Annotated in this window: 15 protein-coding genes; 8 read left to right on the forward strand and 7 right to left on the reverse strand. The window is 61.9% G+C overall.

Going from position 1 to position 15963, the window contains the following annotated elements:
• Positions 1 to 117 precede the first annotated feature (117 nt).
• The 4 genes from BM193_RS13000 to mpl are packed head-to-tail and all read right to left on the reverse strand — an operon-like array spanning position 118 to position 4776.
• Positions 118 to 2205: a ribonuclease catalytic domain-containing protein gene (locus BM193_RS13000; protein ID WP_092796352.1), complete on the reverse strand. Its 2088-nt coding sequence runs from the start codon at positions 2203 to 2205 to the stop codon at positions 118 to 120.
• Between the two features lie 2 nt (positions 2206 to 2207).
• On the reverse strand, positions 2208 to 2822 hold the full coding sequence (locus tag BM193_RS13005) for a chorismate--pyruvate lyase family protein (protein ID WP_092796354.1): 615 nt from the start codon (positions 2820 to 2822) through the stop codon (positions 2208 to 2210).
• The gene (locus tag BM193_RS13010; RefSeq protein ID WP_092796356.1) at positions 2819 to 3403 is read right to left on the reverse strand and encodes a YqiA/YcfP family alpha/beta fold hydrolase; all 585 of its coding nucleotides are present in this window, start codon (positions 3401 to 3403) and stop codon (positions 2819 to 2821) included. The genes BM193_RS13005 and BM193_RS13010 overlap by 4 nt, the downstream gene beginning before the upstream one ends.
• On the reverse strand, positions 3400 to 4776 hold the full coding sequence (gene mpl / locus BM193_RS13015) for a UDP-N-acetylmuramate:L-alanyl-gamma-D-glutamyl-meso-diaminopimelate ligase (protein WP_092796358.1): 1377 nt from the start codon (positions 4774 to 4776) through the stop codon (positions 3400 to 3402). Before mpl ends, BM193_RS13010 begins: the two co-directional genes overlap by 4 nt.
• Positions 4777 to 4911: 135 nt before the next feature.
• On the opposite strand from mpl, the gene BM193_RS13020 reads away from it, so the two are divergent.
• The 8 genes from BM193_RS13020 to BM193_RS13055 all read left to right on the forward strand — a co-directional run bounded on the left by BM193_RS13020 (position 4912) and on the right by BM193_RS13055 (position 11905).
• Positions 4912 to 5553: a hypothetical protein gene (locus tag BM193_RS13020; RefSeq protein WP_092796361.1), complete on the forward strand. Its 642-nt coding sequence runs from the start codon at positions 4912 to 4914 to the stop codon at positions 5551 to 5553.
• A gap of 27 nt (positions 5554 to 5580) precedes the next feature.
• The gene (locus BM193_RS13025; RefSeq protein ID WP_092796363.1) at positions 5581 to 6132 is read left to right on the forward strand and encodes a TlpA family protein disulfide reductase; all 552 of its coding nucleotides are present in this window, start codon (positions 5581 to 5583) and stop codon (positions 6130 to 6132) included.
• 82 nt (positions 6133 to 6214) lie between these two features.
• Entirely contained in the window at positions 6215 to 6652 is a 438-nt protein-coding gene (gene aroQ, locus BM193_RS13030; RefSeq protein ID WP_034746628.1) for a type II 3-dehydroquinate dehydratase, read from the forward strand.
• 91 nt (positions 6653 to 6743) lie between these two features.
• Entirely contained in the window at positions 6744 to 7211 is a 468-nt protein-coding gene (gene accB / locus BM193_RS13035; protein ID WP_092796365.1) for an acetyl-CoA carboxylase biotin carboxyl carrier protein, read from the forward strand.
• A 101-nt stretch (positions 7212 to 7312) separates the two neighbouring features.
• Positions 7313 to 8728 (forward strand): acetyl-CoA carboxylase biotin carboxylase subunit, encoded by a 1416-nt coding sequence (gene accC / locus BM193_RS13040; RefSeq protein ID WP_092796368.1) that lies wholly within the window; start codon positions 7313 to 7315, stop codon positions 8726 to 8728.
• Complete coding sequence (gene prmA / locus BM193_RS13045) at positions 8725 to 9669, forward strand: 50S ribosomal protein L11 methyltransferase (RefSeq protein ID WP_092796370.1); 945 nt, start codon at positions 8725 to 8727, stop codon at positions 9667 to 9669. Before accC ends, prmA begins: the two co-directional genes overlap by 4 nt.
• A gap of 8 nt (positions 9670 to 9677) precedes the next feature.
• Positions 9678 to 10955, forward strand: a complete 1278-nt coding sequence (locus BM193_RS13050) for a zinc-ribbon and DUF3426 domain-containing protein (RefSeq protein ID WP_092796372.1) — start codon at positions 9678 to 9680, stop codon at positions 10953 to 10955.
• An 11-nt stretch (positions 10956 to 10966) separates the two neighbouring features.
• A complete protein-coding gene (locus tag BM193_RS13055) occupies positions 10967 to 11905 on the forward strand; it encodes a carbohydrate kinase family protein (RefSeq protein WP_092796375.1) in 939 nt (312 codons plus the stop codon).
• A 111-nt stretch (positions 11906 to 12016) separates the two neighbouring features.
• Here BM193_RS13055 and BM193_RS13060 read toward each other — a convergent pair whose 3' ends face one another.
• The 3 genes from BM193_RS13060 to BM193_RS13070 all read right to left on the reverse strand — a co-directional run bounded on the left by BM193_RS13060 (position 12017) and on the right by BM193_RS13070 (position 15870).
• Positions 12017 to 12550, reverse strand: coding sequence for a YggT family protein (locus tag BM193_RS13060; protein WP_254786107.1), 534 nt, complete (start codon positions 12548 to 12550; stop codon positions 12017 to 12019).
• An 83-nt stretch (positions 12551 to 12633) separates the two neighbouring features.
• Positions 12634 to 13938 carry a transcriptional regulator gene (locus tag BM193_RS13065; RefSeq protein WP_092796379.1) on the reverse strand — a complete coding sequence of 435 codons (1305 nt, stop codon included), beginning with the start codon at positions 13936 to 13938 and terminating at the stop codon, positions 12634 to 12636.
• Between the two features lie 780 nt (positions 13939 to 14718).
• Positions 14719 to 15870 carry a ribonucleotide-diphosphate reductase subunit beta gene (locus tag BM193_RS13070; RefSeq protein ID WP_070218582.1) on the reverse strand — a complete coding sequence of 384 codons (1152 nt, stop codon included), beginning with the start codon at positions 15868 to 15870 and terminating at the stop codon, positions 14719 to 14721.
• Between the last annotated feature and the right edge of the window lie 93 nt (positions 15871 to 15963).

Here is a 15963-nt window from a genome sequence, read left to right on the forward strand (position 1 = left end):
AAGACTTCACGCGCAACCCAGTTCGCAACAAACACACCATACAAGATGGCTGAATTCTACGTCAAAGGGCGGTGCCGGCAACAGATTTCAGCACCGCCCCGCAGCGTTGGCTGCGCCTTATTTGACCTCGGGCTCGCTGACCACGTCTTCGCTGGCCAGTTCCGCCACTTCCGCGTCGGCGTCGCTGACCTGGTTGGCCGCCTCCGGCGAGGCGTCCGGCGCGGCGTCACCGTCGTCGGCGCCGTCGTCGCCCGCCTCTTCCTCGTAGTCGAGTTCGGCATCGGCCGCCGCGTCCGGCACGGCGGCGATTTCCAGCAGGCGCGCTTCGATGCTCAGGTCGACTTCATCCCAGCGCAGCAAGTCCAGTTTGACCTGGGCGCCGCGCGCCACCGACGGCATGCCTGGCAGCTTGATGACCAGCGGAATGTCGACCAGGCGCAGGATTTCGTCTTTGAGCACGACGGCATCGACCTGGCGCGCGTTTTCCTGGTGCAGCCAGCGCAAGCACCAGTAGCGTTCCATGTTCGACTGGAAATCACCATACGCGGCATACGCGGCGTCGAACGCCGAGACGATGGCGAACAGGTTCGCATCGCGCGGCTTGAAGGGTGCCACCAGCGGCGCCGTCACGCCATGCTCGGCGCAGGCGATGATTTGCCACTGGTTCACCAGATCGGTATACCGGCGCAAGGGCGAGGTGCTCCATGCGTACTGATCCACGCCCAGGCCCTGGTGCGGCGCCGCATGAGTGACCATGCGCACCTGCATCTTTGCCGCCCAGCTATTGCCCGTGCCGCCGCCCTGGCTGCGGTAGATGCCCGGCACGCCATGGTCGTGCAGCATCTTGCCCCAGGTACTGTTGGCAAAAATCATCAGTTCGGCGACGATCTTGTCCAGCGGCGCGCCACGCTTGCGGCGCGCCACGGTGACGATGTCGTTTTCCACATAGAAGTTGAAATCGACGCGGTTATTCTGTTCCGGCTTCAGGCCAAACGCTTCGCGCTTCTTCATGCGGCCCTGTTCCAGCTGCTGCGCCCATTGCCACAGGATGGCGAAGTCGGCCTTGTGTGGATAGTCTCCCTCGCCGCTGGCCAGCGTTTCCTCGTTGACCAGGTCGTCGAGCTGGTTGTGGCGCAAGTTGCTGGCGATGGGCACCAGTTCGGCCACGGTGTGCGTGCTGACGACGGCCCACTCCGCTTTCGGGTCCAGCGTGGCGTACAGCGACAGGGCCGGGCACGTCGTGCCTTCCGCCAGGGTAAACGCATTGACGATTTCGTCCGGCAGCATGGTGATCTTGTCGCCCGGCATGTAGACGGTGGACATGCGCTGGCGCGCCATCTTGTCGATCACGTCTTCCGGGCGGATGCCCAGGCCCGGCGCGGCGATGTGGATGCCGACCTTGACCGTGCCGTCCGGCAACGGCTGCACGGAGAAGGCATCGTCGATCTCGGTCGTGGTCACGTCGTCGATGGAGAAGGCGGCCACGTCGGCCAGCGGCAGCTTGGCCGTGACGGACGGCACGGGCACGTTGGGGAAACCGGCGCCTTTCGGGAAATTCTCGAAGAGGAATTTCGACAGGTGCAAGTCTTTCGGCGAAGCAATGCCACCGACGGCCAGCATCAGACGGGCCGGGGTCGTGTGCAATTCCGTGCACGCCGCTTCCAGCGCCTTGTATTCGATGGTGTTCTTGTCCGGCTTGAACAGCAGTTGCAGCACCATGGGCTGCATCGACGCGGGCAAGCGGTTCTGCTTCAGTTCTTCCACATAGCTTGCCTGCACCAGCGCCTGCTGTTTTTTCTTTTCGATGCCGGCCAATGCCGCCTTCAGCGACGCTTCCGGCGCCGCCTTGTAGCGGCCACGGCCCTTCTTGTAGAAATACACGGGCGCCGAATGCAGGGCCAGGATCAGGCCGGCCGCTTCCGGTGGCAAGGGGGCATGGCCGAAGTACTCGGCGCCCAGCTCGGCAAAGCCGAACTCGTCTTCGCCCGCCACTTCCCACAGGAAATCGAGGTCGATCTCTGCGGCAACGGCCTTGGCCTGTTCCAGCATCTCGGCCGGGGCCGGCTTTTCGTACTGCAGCAGCACGTCCTTGGTCTTGACCTTGGTGCGCTTGCCGCTGGCCATTTCGACCTGGTAGGCCTCACCCGCTTGCGACAGGACCGTGCCGACCTTGAAATCGCCGGATTCTTCAAAAAATAGATTCATTGTTATGCTTTGTTTATTAATGTGTCGGTTGCAACGGTGCGAGGCATGACACTCAGCTCAAACACCGCCGGCAAAAATACTTCCGTTACCAGCAGCAAACCCTGGTGACGCTGATACAGGCAGCGCCGGGCAAAAAACAGCGACTTGGCGTCACAGCGCGCCCCTTCCAGGGCCAGCGCCGCCTGCGCCCGCCGCACCAGCGGATGGCCGGCGCGCAAACGGGCAAATTCGAGTGCGCCACGCCGCACCATGCGGTCGCCGAACAGGGTCGTGCCCAGCGAGCGCTCGCCCAGCGCGGAAAACAGGGGCCAGTCAGTGGCCGTCGCCTGCATCGGCACGACCGTGTGGCCAAACACGGCAGGCTTATTATCACACCGCAACAGCACTTCACGTTCCCAGACCCGGCCCGCGCGGTGCAGGCCGATGCTGGCCGCTTCATCGCTGAGGCAACGCGCCGTTTCCTGATGCAAACATTGCACGCGGAATGCCTGGCTATGCGCTTTCAGCTTGGCCGTCAGCGAACCGCCCCCCGTCAGCCAGTGGCGCAAGGCGGGCGGTGCATTGACGGCATTCACGTGGCCATGCCATTGCGCCTGGCGCAGCGAACCCGGCCTCACCGGCCGTTTTCCACGTCGACGCCGCAAAAGGCCAGCGCCGGCGCCACGTAATCGGCAAATTCGCTGATGCCGTGATCGCTGCCCTCGATGACGATCTGGCGCGTCCCTGGATAATGCGCCAGCATGTCGCGGTAGTCGAGCACTTCATCGCCGGTGGCGGCGATCAGGAAGTACCGTTGCGGCTCAGTAATTTTCTCTACGGCAAATGCGCGCAGCTCATCGATATACGCGCGCTTGAACTCGAAGGGCTTGTCCGAATGGAACTCGGTCGTCACGCCCACATGCTGCTCCAGGTCGATCAGGGGCACGATGGCGGGATTGAGCAGCACGGCGCGGCAGCCGAGCCGTTCGGCCAGCCAGGTGGCGTAATAGCCGCCCAGCGAGGAGCCGATGATCGTCAGGTCGGCCGGCGCCACGTCCTTGACCAGCGACAGGGCCAACTCGATGGCCAGCTTGGGCGACGCCGGCAATTGCGGGCACAGCCACTCTGCCTCGCGGCCCAGCGCCTGCATCTGTGCGGCCAGCAGGCGCGACTTCATCGACAGCGGCGACGAGCGGAATCCATGCAGGTACAGAATCATCGGCCTAGCGCCTCCAGCAACTTCTGGTGCACGCCGCCAAAGCCGCCATTGCTCATGACGACGATCTGGTCGCCGGGACGGGCGCTTGCCACCACGGCCGCCACCAAGGCATCGATATCTTCATAGGCGCTGGCGATCTTGCCCAGCGGCGCCAGCGCGTCGCCCAGGCTCCAGCCCAGCGCTTGCTGGCTGCCGAAGCCGAAGACCAGGTCCGCATCCTTCAGGCTGCCTGGCAGCGCATCTTTCATGGCGCCCAGCTTCATGGTGTTCGAGCGCGGCTCCAGCACGGCCAGGATGCGGGCGCTGCCGCCAACTTTTTGCCGCAAGCCGCCCACGGTGGTGGCAATCGCCGTCGGGTGGTGGGCGAAATCATCGTACACGGTAATATTGTTGACGACGCCGCGCACTTCCATGCGACGCTTGACGCTCTCGAACGTGGCCAGCGAGGCGCACGCCTGGCCAATCGGCACGCCCACGTGGCGGGCGGCGGCGATGGCGGCCAGCGCATTGCTGCGGTTGTGCTTGCCGGTCAGGGCCCACGCCACGTGGCCTTCCTGCCGGCCATTGAAGAACACGTCGAAGCTGCCGTCGGCCTGTTCTTGTAGTTGCCAGTTGGCATCGTGGCCGAAACTTTCCTTTTCGCTCCAGCAACCGCGCGCCAGCACCCGCTGCAACGACGCTTCGTCGCCATTGAAGACGAGGCGGCCAATGCCGGGCACGGTGCGCACCAGGTGGTGGAATTGCGTTTCGATCGCATGCAGATCGGGGAAGATGTCGGCGTGATCATATTCCAGGTTGTTCATGACGGCCGTCTTCGCATGGTAATGCACGAATTTGCTGCGCTTGTCGAAGAAGGCCGTATCGTATTCATCGGCTTCGATGACGAAGAAGTCCGAATCGGCGCTCTTGCCGTCGATCTTGCCGCTGAGGCGGGCGGAAATGCCAAAGTTCATCGGCACGCCGCCGATCAGGAAGCCCGGCGCATAGCCCGCGTCTTCGAGTATCCACGCCAGCATGGCGGAGGTGGTCGTCTTGCCATGCGTGCCGGCCACGGCCAGCACCCACTTGTTGCGTAATATATGTTCGCCGATCCACTGCGGGCCGGATACATACGGCAGGCTACGGTTGAGAATCTCTTCCACCAGCGGGTTGCCACGCGATACCACATTGCCAATCACATACAAATCCGGATTCAGCCTCGTTTGTTCGGGGTCGAAGCCCTGGATCAGTTCGATTCCCTGCGATTCCAGCTGGGTGCTCATCGGCGGATAGACGTTGGCATCGCAGCCGGTGACTTTATGGCCGGCTTCCTTGGCCAAGACGGCCAGGCCGCCCATGAAGGTACCGCAAATGCCGAGGATATGAATATGCATGTGATCAGTGCGAAAGGTGCGCGGTGAACGCGGTTAAGTAACGGTTAAGCCAGTAATACGCCGGGATAAAAAACAGCAAGTGTGAGATTTTACCCGACGCCATGGCTTTTTCCGCTTCGGAGTATCATCTCGGTCATGACGACTGATGCATTTGACGATAGCGCGCTGCTGCGCCTGGAAATTGCCGCCGCTGCCGCGCGCCTGGTGGCGCAGGACGGCGCCGACTATGCCAGCGCCAAGCGCAAGGCGGCGCGGCAGGTGCTGGGCGATGCGCCCGGCCGGCCCAATGTACTGCCCGACAACGACCTGATCGAGGAGCAGGTGCGCCAATATAACGCCCTGTTCCTGGCCGACAGCCAGCCGGCGCGCCTGTTTCAGCTGCGCACGATTGCGCTGCAGGTGATGGAAGCGTTGCAACAATTCCATCCCCTGCTCAGCGGCCCCGTGCTCAATGGCACGGCCGGCCCGCACGACGAGATCTATCTGCAGCTGTTTGCCGAGAGCGCCAAGGATATCCACATCTTCCTGCTGAATAAAAATGTGCTGCTCGACATGTCGGAAAGCCCGCATTTCAAGGGAGCGCGTTATGATGCGGTCGAGACCGCCAGTTTCCTGTGGAAAAACGAAGGCGTGCACGCGGCCATGTATGCGCTCGACGACATGCGCGGCGCGCTGAAGCCCAGGGACGGGAAGGTGCTGCGCACCGACATCGCGGGGCTGCGCGGCCTGCTCGCCGCCAGCCTGGCCGCACGGCAAGCGGATCATCCTGACCACTGATATAGATAGAAGATAGATTAGAGAACCATGACAAAAAAGAACTGGATCGCCTGCGCCGTCGTTGCCCTGATGTTTGGCGGCATGGGTGCATATGTGGGCATGCACAAGGAGAAGGAAAAAGCAGGGCCGCTGACGACCACCATCGCGCCTGGCGCGACGGGTCCCGTCAATGAACTGTATGCGCTGTCGCTGCCCGACGCGGCAGGCGCCACGCAAGCCTTGTCACAATGGAAAGGCAAAAACTTGCTGGTGAATTTCTGGGCGCCGTGGTGCCCGCCCTGCGTGGAAGAAATGCCGGAGCTGTCCGAAGTGCAAGGCCACTACGCGGCAAAAAACCTGCAGGTGATCGGCATCGGCATCGATTCGGCCAGCAATATTGCCACGTTTGCCAGCAAGTTCAAGATCGCCTATCCGGTGTACGTGTCCGGCATGAGCGGCACCGACCTGTCGCGCCATTTTGGCAATGCCACGGGCGGTTTGCCCTTTACGGTGCTGATCGGCGCCGATGGCGAAGTCAAAAAGACCTATCTGGGGCGCTTGAAATTTGATCAGTTGCGCGCCGATCTGGACAATTTGTAAATTCGGAGCGTGCTTTTTTCTCTTGCCAATGCGTATCTTTGGCGGCAAAATGCGGAACTTTCGCTAAAACGGTCTTCCATACATGGCAAAAAACCTCCTTCTGCTCAACGGCCCCAACCTGAATTTGCTGGGGACGCGCGAGCCTGAGGTCTACGGCGCCAGCACCTTGGCCGATATCGAACAGGCAGCGATGGCGCAAGCCATGGCGGCCGGTGCCGACCTGGTCTGCTTTCAAAGCAACCATGAAGGCGCGCTGATCGACCGCATCCATGCCGCGCGAGCGGAAGGGATCGATGCCATTGTCATCAATCCGGGCGGCCTGACCCATACCAGCGTCGCCTTGCGCGATGCGCTGGCCGGGGTCGCCATCCCGTTTGTGGAAGTGCATATCTCGAATATTTATCAACGCGAAACGTTTCGACATCACTCATTTCTCAGCGCGATCGCGCAGGGGACGATCTGCGGGCTAGGTATCGATGGATATCGGTTTGCCATCGACTTTGCGCTTAAAAAACGTTAATCTACGCGATCTGCACGCATTTAGCGCGGCGATAGGTTCTTGGACATCACCGCATCACTCATAAAACAAACTACATTCCTAGGGGTTTTACATGGATCTACGAAAACTCAAGACCTTGATCGACCTGGTCGCCGAATCGGATATCGCAGAGCTGGAAGTTACCGAAGGCGAAAGCAAGGTTCGCATCGTCAAATCGTCGGCCATGCCGCAAAACCAGATGGTCATGATGCAGCCGCAAGGCATGCCCGCCCAATACCAGCCAGCCGCGCCAGCGGCCGCGCCGGCACCGGCTGCCGCCGCCGTCGTGGTGGCCGCCGAGCCAACCGGCTATGTGGTCAAGTCGCCGATGGTCGGCACCTTCTACCGCTCCTCCGCCCCTGGCAGCGCCGCCTATGTTGAAGTGGGCTCGACCGTCAAGGAAGGTGATACCCTGTGCATCATCGAAGCGATGAAGCTCCTGAATGAAATCGACTCCGATAAAGCCGGCGTCGTGACCCAGATCCTGGTCGAAAACGGCCAACCGGTCGAATTCGGTCAACCCTTGTTTGTGATCGGCTAAAACCCAGTCCACACGGCCGGCAACGGCCGTTTGCAGTTTTAGCCCCTCACACTTGTTGTTTCGCCGGCTCGCCGGCTCTCACAGACATACGCGAACCTACCATGTTTGAAAAAATCCTGATTGCCAACCGTGGTGAAATTGCCCTCCGTATTCAGCGCGCCTGCCGCGAAATGGGCATTAAAACGGTTGTAGTCCACTCCGAAGCCGACAAGGACGCGAAATACGTCAAGCTGGCCGACGAATCCGTTTGTATCGGGCCGGCACAGTCCGCCCTGAGCTATCTGAACATGCCCGCCATCATCAGCGCCGCTGAAGTGACGGACGCGCAAGCGATTCACCCAGGCTATGGCTTCCTGTCGGAAAATGCCGACTTTGCCGAACGCGTCGAGAAATCGGGCTTCGTCTTCATCGGCCCCCGCTCCGAATCGATCCGTTTGATGGGCGACAAAGTGTCGGCCAAGCAAACCATGATCAAGGCTGGCGTACCGTGCGTACCCGGCTCGGAAGGCGCCTTGCCCGACGATCCGAAAGCCATCGTGCAAATTGCCCGCAAGATCGGCTACCCGGTCATCATCAAGGCCACCGGTGGCGGTGGCGGACGCGGCATGCGCGTGGTGCACACGGAAGCGGCCCTGATCAACGCCGTGGCGATGACCAAGACGGAAGCCGGCACGGCCTTCGGCAACCCTGAAGTGTATATGGAGAAGTACCTGGAAAATCCGCGCCACGTGGAAATCCAGATCCTCGCCGACGAACACAAGAACGCCGTCTGGCTGGGCGAGCGCGACTGCTCCATGCAGCGCCGCCACCAGAAAGTGATCGAAGAGGCGCCAGCGCCGGGCATCCCGCGCAAACTCATCGAGAAAATCGGCGATCGCTGCGCCGAAGCGTGCCGCAAGATCGGCTACCGCGGCGCCGGCACCTTCGAATTCCTGTATGAAAACGGCGAGTTCTATTTCATTGAAATGAATACCCGTGTGCAAGTGGAGCATCCCGTCACCGAGATGATCACCGGCATCGATATCGTGCAAGAACAGATCCGCATCGCCGCCGGCGAAAAACTGCGTTTCCGCCAGCGCGACGTCTTGCTGTCGGGCCACGCCGTCGAGTGCCGCATCAATGCCGAAGATCCGTTCAAGTTCACGCCATCGCCAGGCAAGATCGTTTCCTGGCATGCGCCAGGCGGTCCAGGCATCCGCGTCGACTCGCACGCCTACGCCGGCTACTATGTGCCGCCGCACTACGACTCGATGATCGGCAAAGTGATCGCTTACGGCGCCACGCGCGAACAGGCGATCCGCCGCATGCAGATCGCCCTGTCCGAAATGGTGGTCGAAGGCATCAACACCAACATCGCCCTGCACCGCGAACTGATGATCGACGCGCGCTTCATCGAAGGCGGCACGAATATTCACTACCTGGAACAGAAACTGGCCGACATGCCGGACCTGGGCAAGAACCTCAATAGCGGCAGCCCCAGCATCGCCAAGAAATCCGAAATCAAGGCGGGCGCATGAGCTGGACTGAAATCGTCATCGAAATCGCCCGTGACAACGCCGAGGCCATGTCCGACGCGCTGATGGAAGCGGGCGCCCTGTCGGTGTCGGTGGAAGACGCCGACGAAGGCACCGATGCCGAGCAGCCCCTGTTTGGCGAACCCGGCATGGAACCGAAGGAAGCGGCGTGGGAACGCAGCCGCGTGGTGGCGCTGACCGACGTCGACGCTGACCAGGCCGCCATCGTGGCCGCCGCCGCGCACGCGGTCGGCATGGCCGACGCGCCGGCGTTTACCGTGCGTCCCGTGGAAGAGCAGGATTGGGTACGCCTGACCCAGTCGCAATTCGCGCCGATTCACATCGGCAAGAATATCTGGGTCGTGCCCAGCTGGCACGAGGCACCGGACCCAAGCGGCCTGATCCTGGAACTGGACCCGGGCCTGGCCTTCGGCACGGGCAGCCACCCGACCACGCGTCTGTGCATGGAATGGCTGGAAGCGCATCCCGCGCCCGGCAAGACCGTGCTCGACTACGGTTGCGGTTCCGGCATCCTGGCCATGGTGGCCAAGAAGCTCGGTGCGCACACGGTGGCCGGCGTCGACATCGACCCGCAGGCGATCGAATCGGCGCGCGACAATGCCGAGCGCAACCAGTGCGAGATCGAATATTTCTTGCCAGACACGTTTGCCACCTCGGCACACGCCACGGCCAAGTTTGACATCGTCGTCGCCAACATCCTGTCGAGCCCATTGAAGCTGATGGCGCCGATGCTGTCGGGCAGAGTCGCCGACGGTGGCGCGCTGATCCTGTCCGGCGTGCTGGCACGCCAGGCGGAAGAAGTGGCCGCCGCCTACGCACCATTCATCCAGCTGGGTGTCTGGGCCGAGCAAGACGGCTGGGTGGCGCTGCATGGCCGCCTGGGCGCCACGCAAGCCCCTGCGCCCCGCGCGGAAGGTGCATAAGCACAGCAATGGCCCTCGCCACCAAATGCCCCCATTGCAACACGATATTTCGGGTCGCTGTTGACCAGTTGAAGTTACGTGGGGGCATCGTGCGCTGTGGCACGTGCAGGGAAGTCTTTGACGGCAATGCCGCACTGGTCGATCCAGCTGCGGCATCGCCGTTTTTAAGCTCCGCTCCCGGCACTGCCGCCCCGCCCTCAACCAGTTATCCGGCCGACAACAGCCTGCCGTCCGCCACGGACGACGAACCCATTTATTCCCTCGACTTCGACACCTCGTTCGACCCGTTCGGCATCCTGCCGGAAGCGGCGCAGCTCAAGGACGACGCCGACGATGGCGAGCCCATCGAACTGGACCTCGACGTCAGCCTGCCCGCCGAGGCGCCGGACGATGCGCCTGTCGCCGCGCCGCGCGTACTCCCCGAGGAAACACCGACAGACACAGTGGCCGAGCAGCCTGATGCGCCGCTGCCCCGGCCGATGGCGCCCTTCAGGCGCCGCCAGGCCGATGACGCGCCCGCCTTCGCCACGTATTTGCGCGACAGCCGCCGCGAGCCGAGCCTGGAGGCCGCCGCCGCGCCCCCGTTACCCGTCCCCGCCGCCGAAAAGGTCAGCCTGGACAAGCCTGTCTCCGCCGCAGCCGCTGCCGCGACGCCTGCGCGCCAGGAACCGACCCTGGCCGACCATTCCTTCGCACCGCTGCCCGCCGCCGTGACGCCTGAACCGGCCGAGGATCACGAGACGACGCGCGTGCCAGCCGCTGACGAGGAACCGGCCTTCGTCACCCGGGGCCGGCGCCGCGAGCAGAGCGGCAAGGCCCTGCGCGTGGCCATGGCCCTCGGCTCCGTCGCCCTGCTGCTGATATTGCTGCTGCAAGTGATGACCACCTTCCGCAATCCGCTGGCGGCGCAGTTTCCGCAGTGGAAGCCGGCCCTGGTGGCGCTGTGCGCCGTGAGCGGCTGCCAGGTGGACTTGCCGGCGCAGATCGAGGCGCTGTCCATCGAGCAGGGCGAATTGCAGACCTTGAAGGAACAGACCTTCTCGTATGTCTCGCTGCTGCGCAACCAGAGCCGCAGCGTGCAAGCCTGGCCCAGCATCGAACTGACCCTCAATGACGCGAATGACAAACCCGTGCTGCGCCGCGTCATCGCGCCGCGCGACTACCTGCCCGCCAGTATCGGCGTCAGCCAGGGTTTTGCCCCGCGCTCGGAACAAACCATCAAACTGTATTTCGCATTAGACCAGCTCACGGCGTCTGGCTACCATATCGCCATCTTTTATCCTTAACTGACACTATCATGACCAAAACTTCGTTGATCTGCGGTTCGCTCGCCACCGACACCATCATGCAATTTCCCGGCCGCTTCGGCGAATCGCTGCTGGCCGACCAGTTGCACAAAGTAAACGTGTCCTTCCTCGTGCCGACCATGCGCACGGAGTTCGGCGGCTGCTCGGGCAACATTGCGTACAGCCTGAAAATGCTGGGCGGCGACCCGCGCATCGTCGGCGTCATGGGGCAAGACAGCGCCGCCTACCTGGAGCGCCTGCAAAAGCTGGGCATTTCCACCGCCAACATCCTGATCAAGGCCGACAGCTACAACGCGCAGTGCTTCGTCACGGCCGATGCGGACAATAACCAGATCAACGCCTTCCACCCGGGCGCCATGGCCTTCGCGCATGAAAATCCGATCGCCAATGCGGGCCCGGCCAAGGTGGCCATCATTTCGCCGGACGGCGACCTGGGCATGCTCAAGCACGCCGCCGACCTGGCCGAGCTGGGCATTCCCTTCATGTTCGACCCGGGCCAGCAATTGCCACGTTTTGATGGCGCCCAGTTGATCGACTTCATCAACAAGGCCACGTACGTGTCCGCCAACGACTATGAAATCGAAATGTTGATGGAACGCACCGGACTGACCCTGGCGGACATGGCCAGCCGCCTGGAAGCGCTGATCATCACGCGCGGCGAAAAGGGTTCGGAAATTTATACGGACGGCAAGCGCATCGACATTCCTGTCGTGGCCGCCAAGGAAGTGCTGGACCCGACCGGCTGCGGCGACGCCTACCGTGCCGGTTTGCTGTTCGGCATCACCAACGACCTGGGCTGGGAAACCAGCGGCCGCCTGGCCAGCCTGCTGGGCGCCATCAAGATCGCCACCCAAGGCGCGCAAAACCATGTGTTTACGCCGGAGAGCATCGCCGAGCAGTTCGAAGCGGCGTTCGGCTACCGCTATTAATAGATAAGCTTGTTCAAGCCCTAGGTCGGATTAGCGCGCTGAAGTCGCGCCTGATCCGACACCATCGCTGGCATGGCACGTGGGGATGGCGGCGTACGCCGCCCTCCCGCGTTACCGCAGCACAAAAATCATCCCCACCAGCACTTGCGCGATCTGCAGCAGGATCAGCGCCACCAGCAGCGATAAATCCAGGCTGCCGACCAGCGGCACGACCTTGCGTATCGGACGCAGCAGCGGCTCGTTCAGGGCCCGCACGAACGGCGCCAGCGGCGCATGCGGGTTGACCCAGCTGAAGATGGCTTCAATGATCAGCAAGGCCATGAAACCGTAGAGTATCCATTGCAGGAAGCGCTGCAGCGATTTGAGCAGCACGGCCTCGAAGGGATAGCCGGAAATCAGCAAGACGGTACTGGCCAGCAAGACGATCAGGAACGCGCCAATCAGGCTGGCCCAGTCATACCCGCCCACGCCAGGTACCACGCGGCGCAACGGGCGCACCAGCCAGTCGGACAATTGAAAGGTGAATTGCGCCACGGACGAAGGCGGCCGCACGCGCACTGCCTGCATCCAGAAGCGCAGCAGCAGCACGCCGCCCAGCAAGGTGGCGATGGTATCAACGATCAATGTAAGAATAACGATCAGCACGACTAATTCTCCAAAAAAAAACCGCTGTGTGATTGAGTCACACAGCGGCGTGTTGCCTCATCCAGGCATCCGTATCGTAAGAATTACGATGGGCGGGTGCTGGTTGGGAATGGCCAGGCTGCGGCCGGTGCCAACACGGTTTTTGCTACAGGTGCGATAGGCGCCGATGGCTTGGCGACAGGAGCTGCCTTCTTCGGCGCGGCTTTTTTAGGCGCGGCCTTCTTGGCGGCTGGCTTGGCGGCCACGGCGGCTGGTGCCGCTGGAGCTGCCGCTGCCGGTGCGGCGGCGGCCGGTGCTGCTGCCACGGCTGGCGCTGCGGCTGGCTTGGCGGCAGGTTTCGCTGCGGCTTTCGCTGCCGGTTTGGCGGCTGGCTTGGCTGCCACTTTTGCTGCCGGCTTCGCTGCCACCTTGGCCGCAGGCTTGGCTGCCGGTTTTGCTGCTACCTTGGCGGCAGGTTTCGCTGCTGCTTTGGCGGCTGGCTTCGCTGCGACCTTGGCCGCTGGTTTGGCTGCCGCTTTTGCTGCCGGCTTCGCTGCCACCTTGGCTGCTGGTTTGGCAGCAGCCTTCGTTGCCGCCTTGGCTGCCGGCTTCGCCGCTACCTTGGCCGCTGGCTTGGCTGCAGCCTTGGTTGCTGGCTTGGCGGCTGGCTTCGCTGCGACCTTGGCCGCTGGCTTGGCTGCCGCTTTTGCCGCTGGCTTCGCTGCCGCTTTTGCTGCTGGCTTGCTTGCTGCCTTGGCTGCCGGCTTGGCTGCCGCCTTGGCTGCCGCCTTGGCGACGACTTTTTTCGCTGCTGGCTTGGCGGCCGCTTTGGCGGCCGGTTTCGCTGCTGCCTTGGCTGCAGGTTTCGCTGCGGCTTTTTTCACTGCAGGCTTGGCGACAGCTTTTGCTGCTGGCTTCGCTGCGGCTTTGGCGGCCGGCTTGGCAGCTGGTTTGGCTGCGGCTTTTTTCGCGACTGGCTTGGCTGCTGCCTTGGCGGCCGGCTTGGCTGCTGCCTTGGCTACAGGTTTCGCTGCGGCTTTTTTCACTGCTGGCTTGGCTGCTGCCTTGGCGGCTGGTTTTGCCGCGGCTTTTGCTGCTGGCTTGGCGGCTGGTTTGGCTGCGGCTTTTTTCGCGACAGGCTTGGCTGCTGCCTTGGCGGCAGGTTTTGCTGCGGCTTTCGCTGCCGGCTTGGCCGCTGGTTTTGCTGCGGCTTTCGCGACTGGCTTGGCAGCCACTTTTGCTGCAGGCTTGGCTGCGGCTTTGGCGACTGGTTTTGCTGCTGGTTTCGCTGCGGCTTTGGCAGCTGGTTTAGCGGCAGCCGTCTTCGCTGCGGCTGCCGGCTTCTTCGCGGCAGGAGCAGCCTTGGCGGCTGGTTTCTTTACTTCTGATTTCTTAGCGGCTGTTGCCATTTGTCTCTCCTTCATCTGAGATGAGAAATTTAAGCTACAAGATTTAAACCCGTCCGACCCACCACAGGGATAGGCCAGGCGAATTATTCATCGGCACAAACGGTCGTTTGCGCTAATGAATTCGGCACCAGCTGAACTGCTGCAACTCCTCACGTTTGCAGCACTTCAGCCATCGTCGGTGCCACCCTGCTTTATCTCGCAGCTGGTGGCAAAGTCTGAATTCGGTCATTCGTTTTCGATGCCGTGCGTTTTTTCGCTCCTCGCATCGCGCTCGCTACAACACCTAAGCGTAAAAAAAAAAACCGCCATGCCTGAAAAAATTCGGGCACGGCGGCAGACGAAAACGGTGTGGTTTTGTGCATATCCGTGTAAATCTGTATCCCTGTTTTGCGAGGTTTTTTCGTTACCGCGCTGGTTAAAAAACCCCGCATTCTAACGCTCGCATTTGCAATCTCATAAAGTACACGAAAACCTTGTCAATGCGCAACCGGCACGACACGTTTTCGCGGGCTTTTTTGCACGATACGCGCGCTATCGCACAATCGCGCGCCAAATGCCGCCGCCAGCGTGTCCGGAAACGATATTTTCGGCCGGCGATGCGGCCGCACATGGCCTGCAAAAAAACTGGCGCGCGCCACTTCGCGGCGCCCGGTGCGGGCGCATTTTCGCGCCGTGCCGGCGGCGTTTTTTCGCGGCCTCCGGCGGCGGTATTTTCTGCGCCAGGCACGAAAAAAAAGCGCCGTCACGATGACGGCGCTTTTGGCGTTGAGGAGCGAAGACTTATTCCCAGTTCAGCGCACCGCCGGTCTGGTATTCCGTCACGCGCGTCTCGAAGAAGTTACGTTCCTTCTTCATGTCGATCATCTCGCTCATCCACGGGAACGGATTTTCTTCCTGGGCGAACAGCGGCTCGATGCCGATCTGCTGCGCGCGGCGGTTGGCGATGAAGCGCAGATAGCCCTTGAACATCGGCGCGTTCAGACCCAGCACGCCGCGCGGCATGGTGTCTTCGGCGTACGCGTATTCCAGCTCCACGGCCTTCATGAACAGATCCTTGATCTCTTCGCGGAAGGCGGCCGTCCACAGCTGCGGATTTTCCATCTTGATCGTGTTGATCAAGTCGATGCCGAAGTTGCAGTGCATCGATTCGTCGCGCAGGATGTACTGGTACTGCTCGGCCGCGCCCATCATCTTGTTCTGGCGGCCCAGCGCCAGGATCTGCGTGAAGCCGACGTAGAAGAACAGGCCTTCCATCAGGCAGGCGAAGACGATCAGGGATTTGAGCAGCTTCTGATCGTTTTCCACCGTGCCGGTGACAAACGCCGGGTCGGTCAGGGTGTTGATGAACGGGATCAGGAATTCATCCTTGTCGCGGATCGACTTGACTTCGTTGTAGGCGTTGAAGATCTCGCCTTCGTCCAGGCCCAGCGATTCCACGATGTACTGGTAGGCGTGCGTATGGATCGCTTCCTCGAACGCCTGGCGCAGCAGGTACTGGCGGCACTCGGGCGCCGTGATGTGGCGGTAAGTGCCCAGCACGATGTTGTTGGCGGCCAGCGAATCGGCTGTCACGAAGAAGCCCAGGTTGCGCTTCACCAGGCGGCGCTCGTCGTCCGTCAGGCCGTTCGGGTTCTTCCACAGCTCGATATCGCGCTGCATGTTCACTTCCTGCGGCATCCAGTGGTTGGCGCAGCCGGCCAGGTATTTGTCCCACGCCCACTTGTACTTGAACGGCACCAGCTGGTTGACGTCCGTCTTGCCGTTGATGATGCGCTTGTCGTCGGCATTCACGCGGCGCGCGACTTGCTCGGCGTTCGCTTCGGACGGCTCGGCACCTGCCGGCAGGTTCAAATCGGTATTTCCCAGTGGCGCTTGCTGCGCCGGACGCGGCACAGCTGCCGACGTGGTTTCATCATCCCAAGACAACGACATAATCTTCTTCCTTTCCATGCCGGTTCACCGGCGTCTGCAACAGGCCCGTTGTATCGGGCAATACAGACATTAACAACACTGAATCAACCCGGC

The organism is Janthinobacterium sp. 344 (assembly GCF_900112025.1).
In the GTDB taxonomy this organism is placed as follows: domain Bacteria; phylum Pseudomonadota; class Gammaproteobacteria; order Burkholderiales; family Burkholderiaceae_D; genus Janthinobacterium.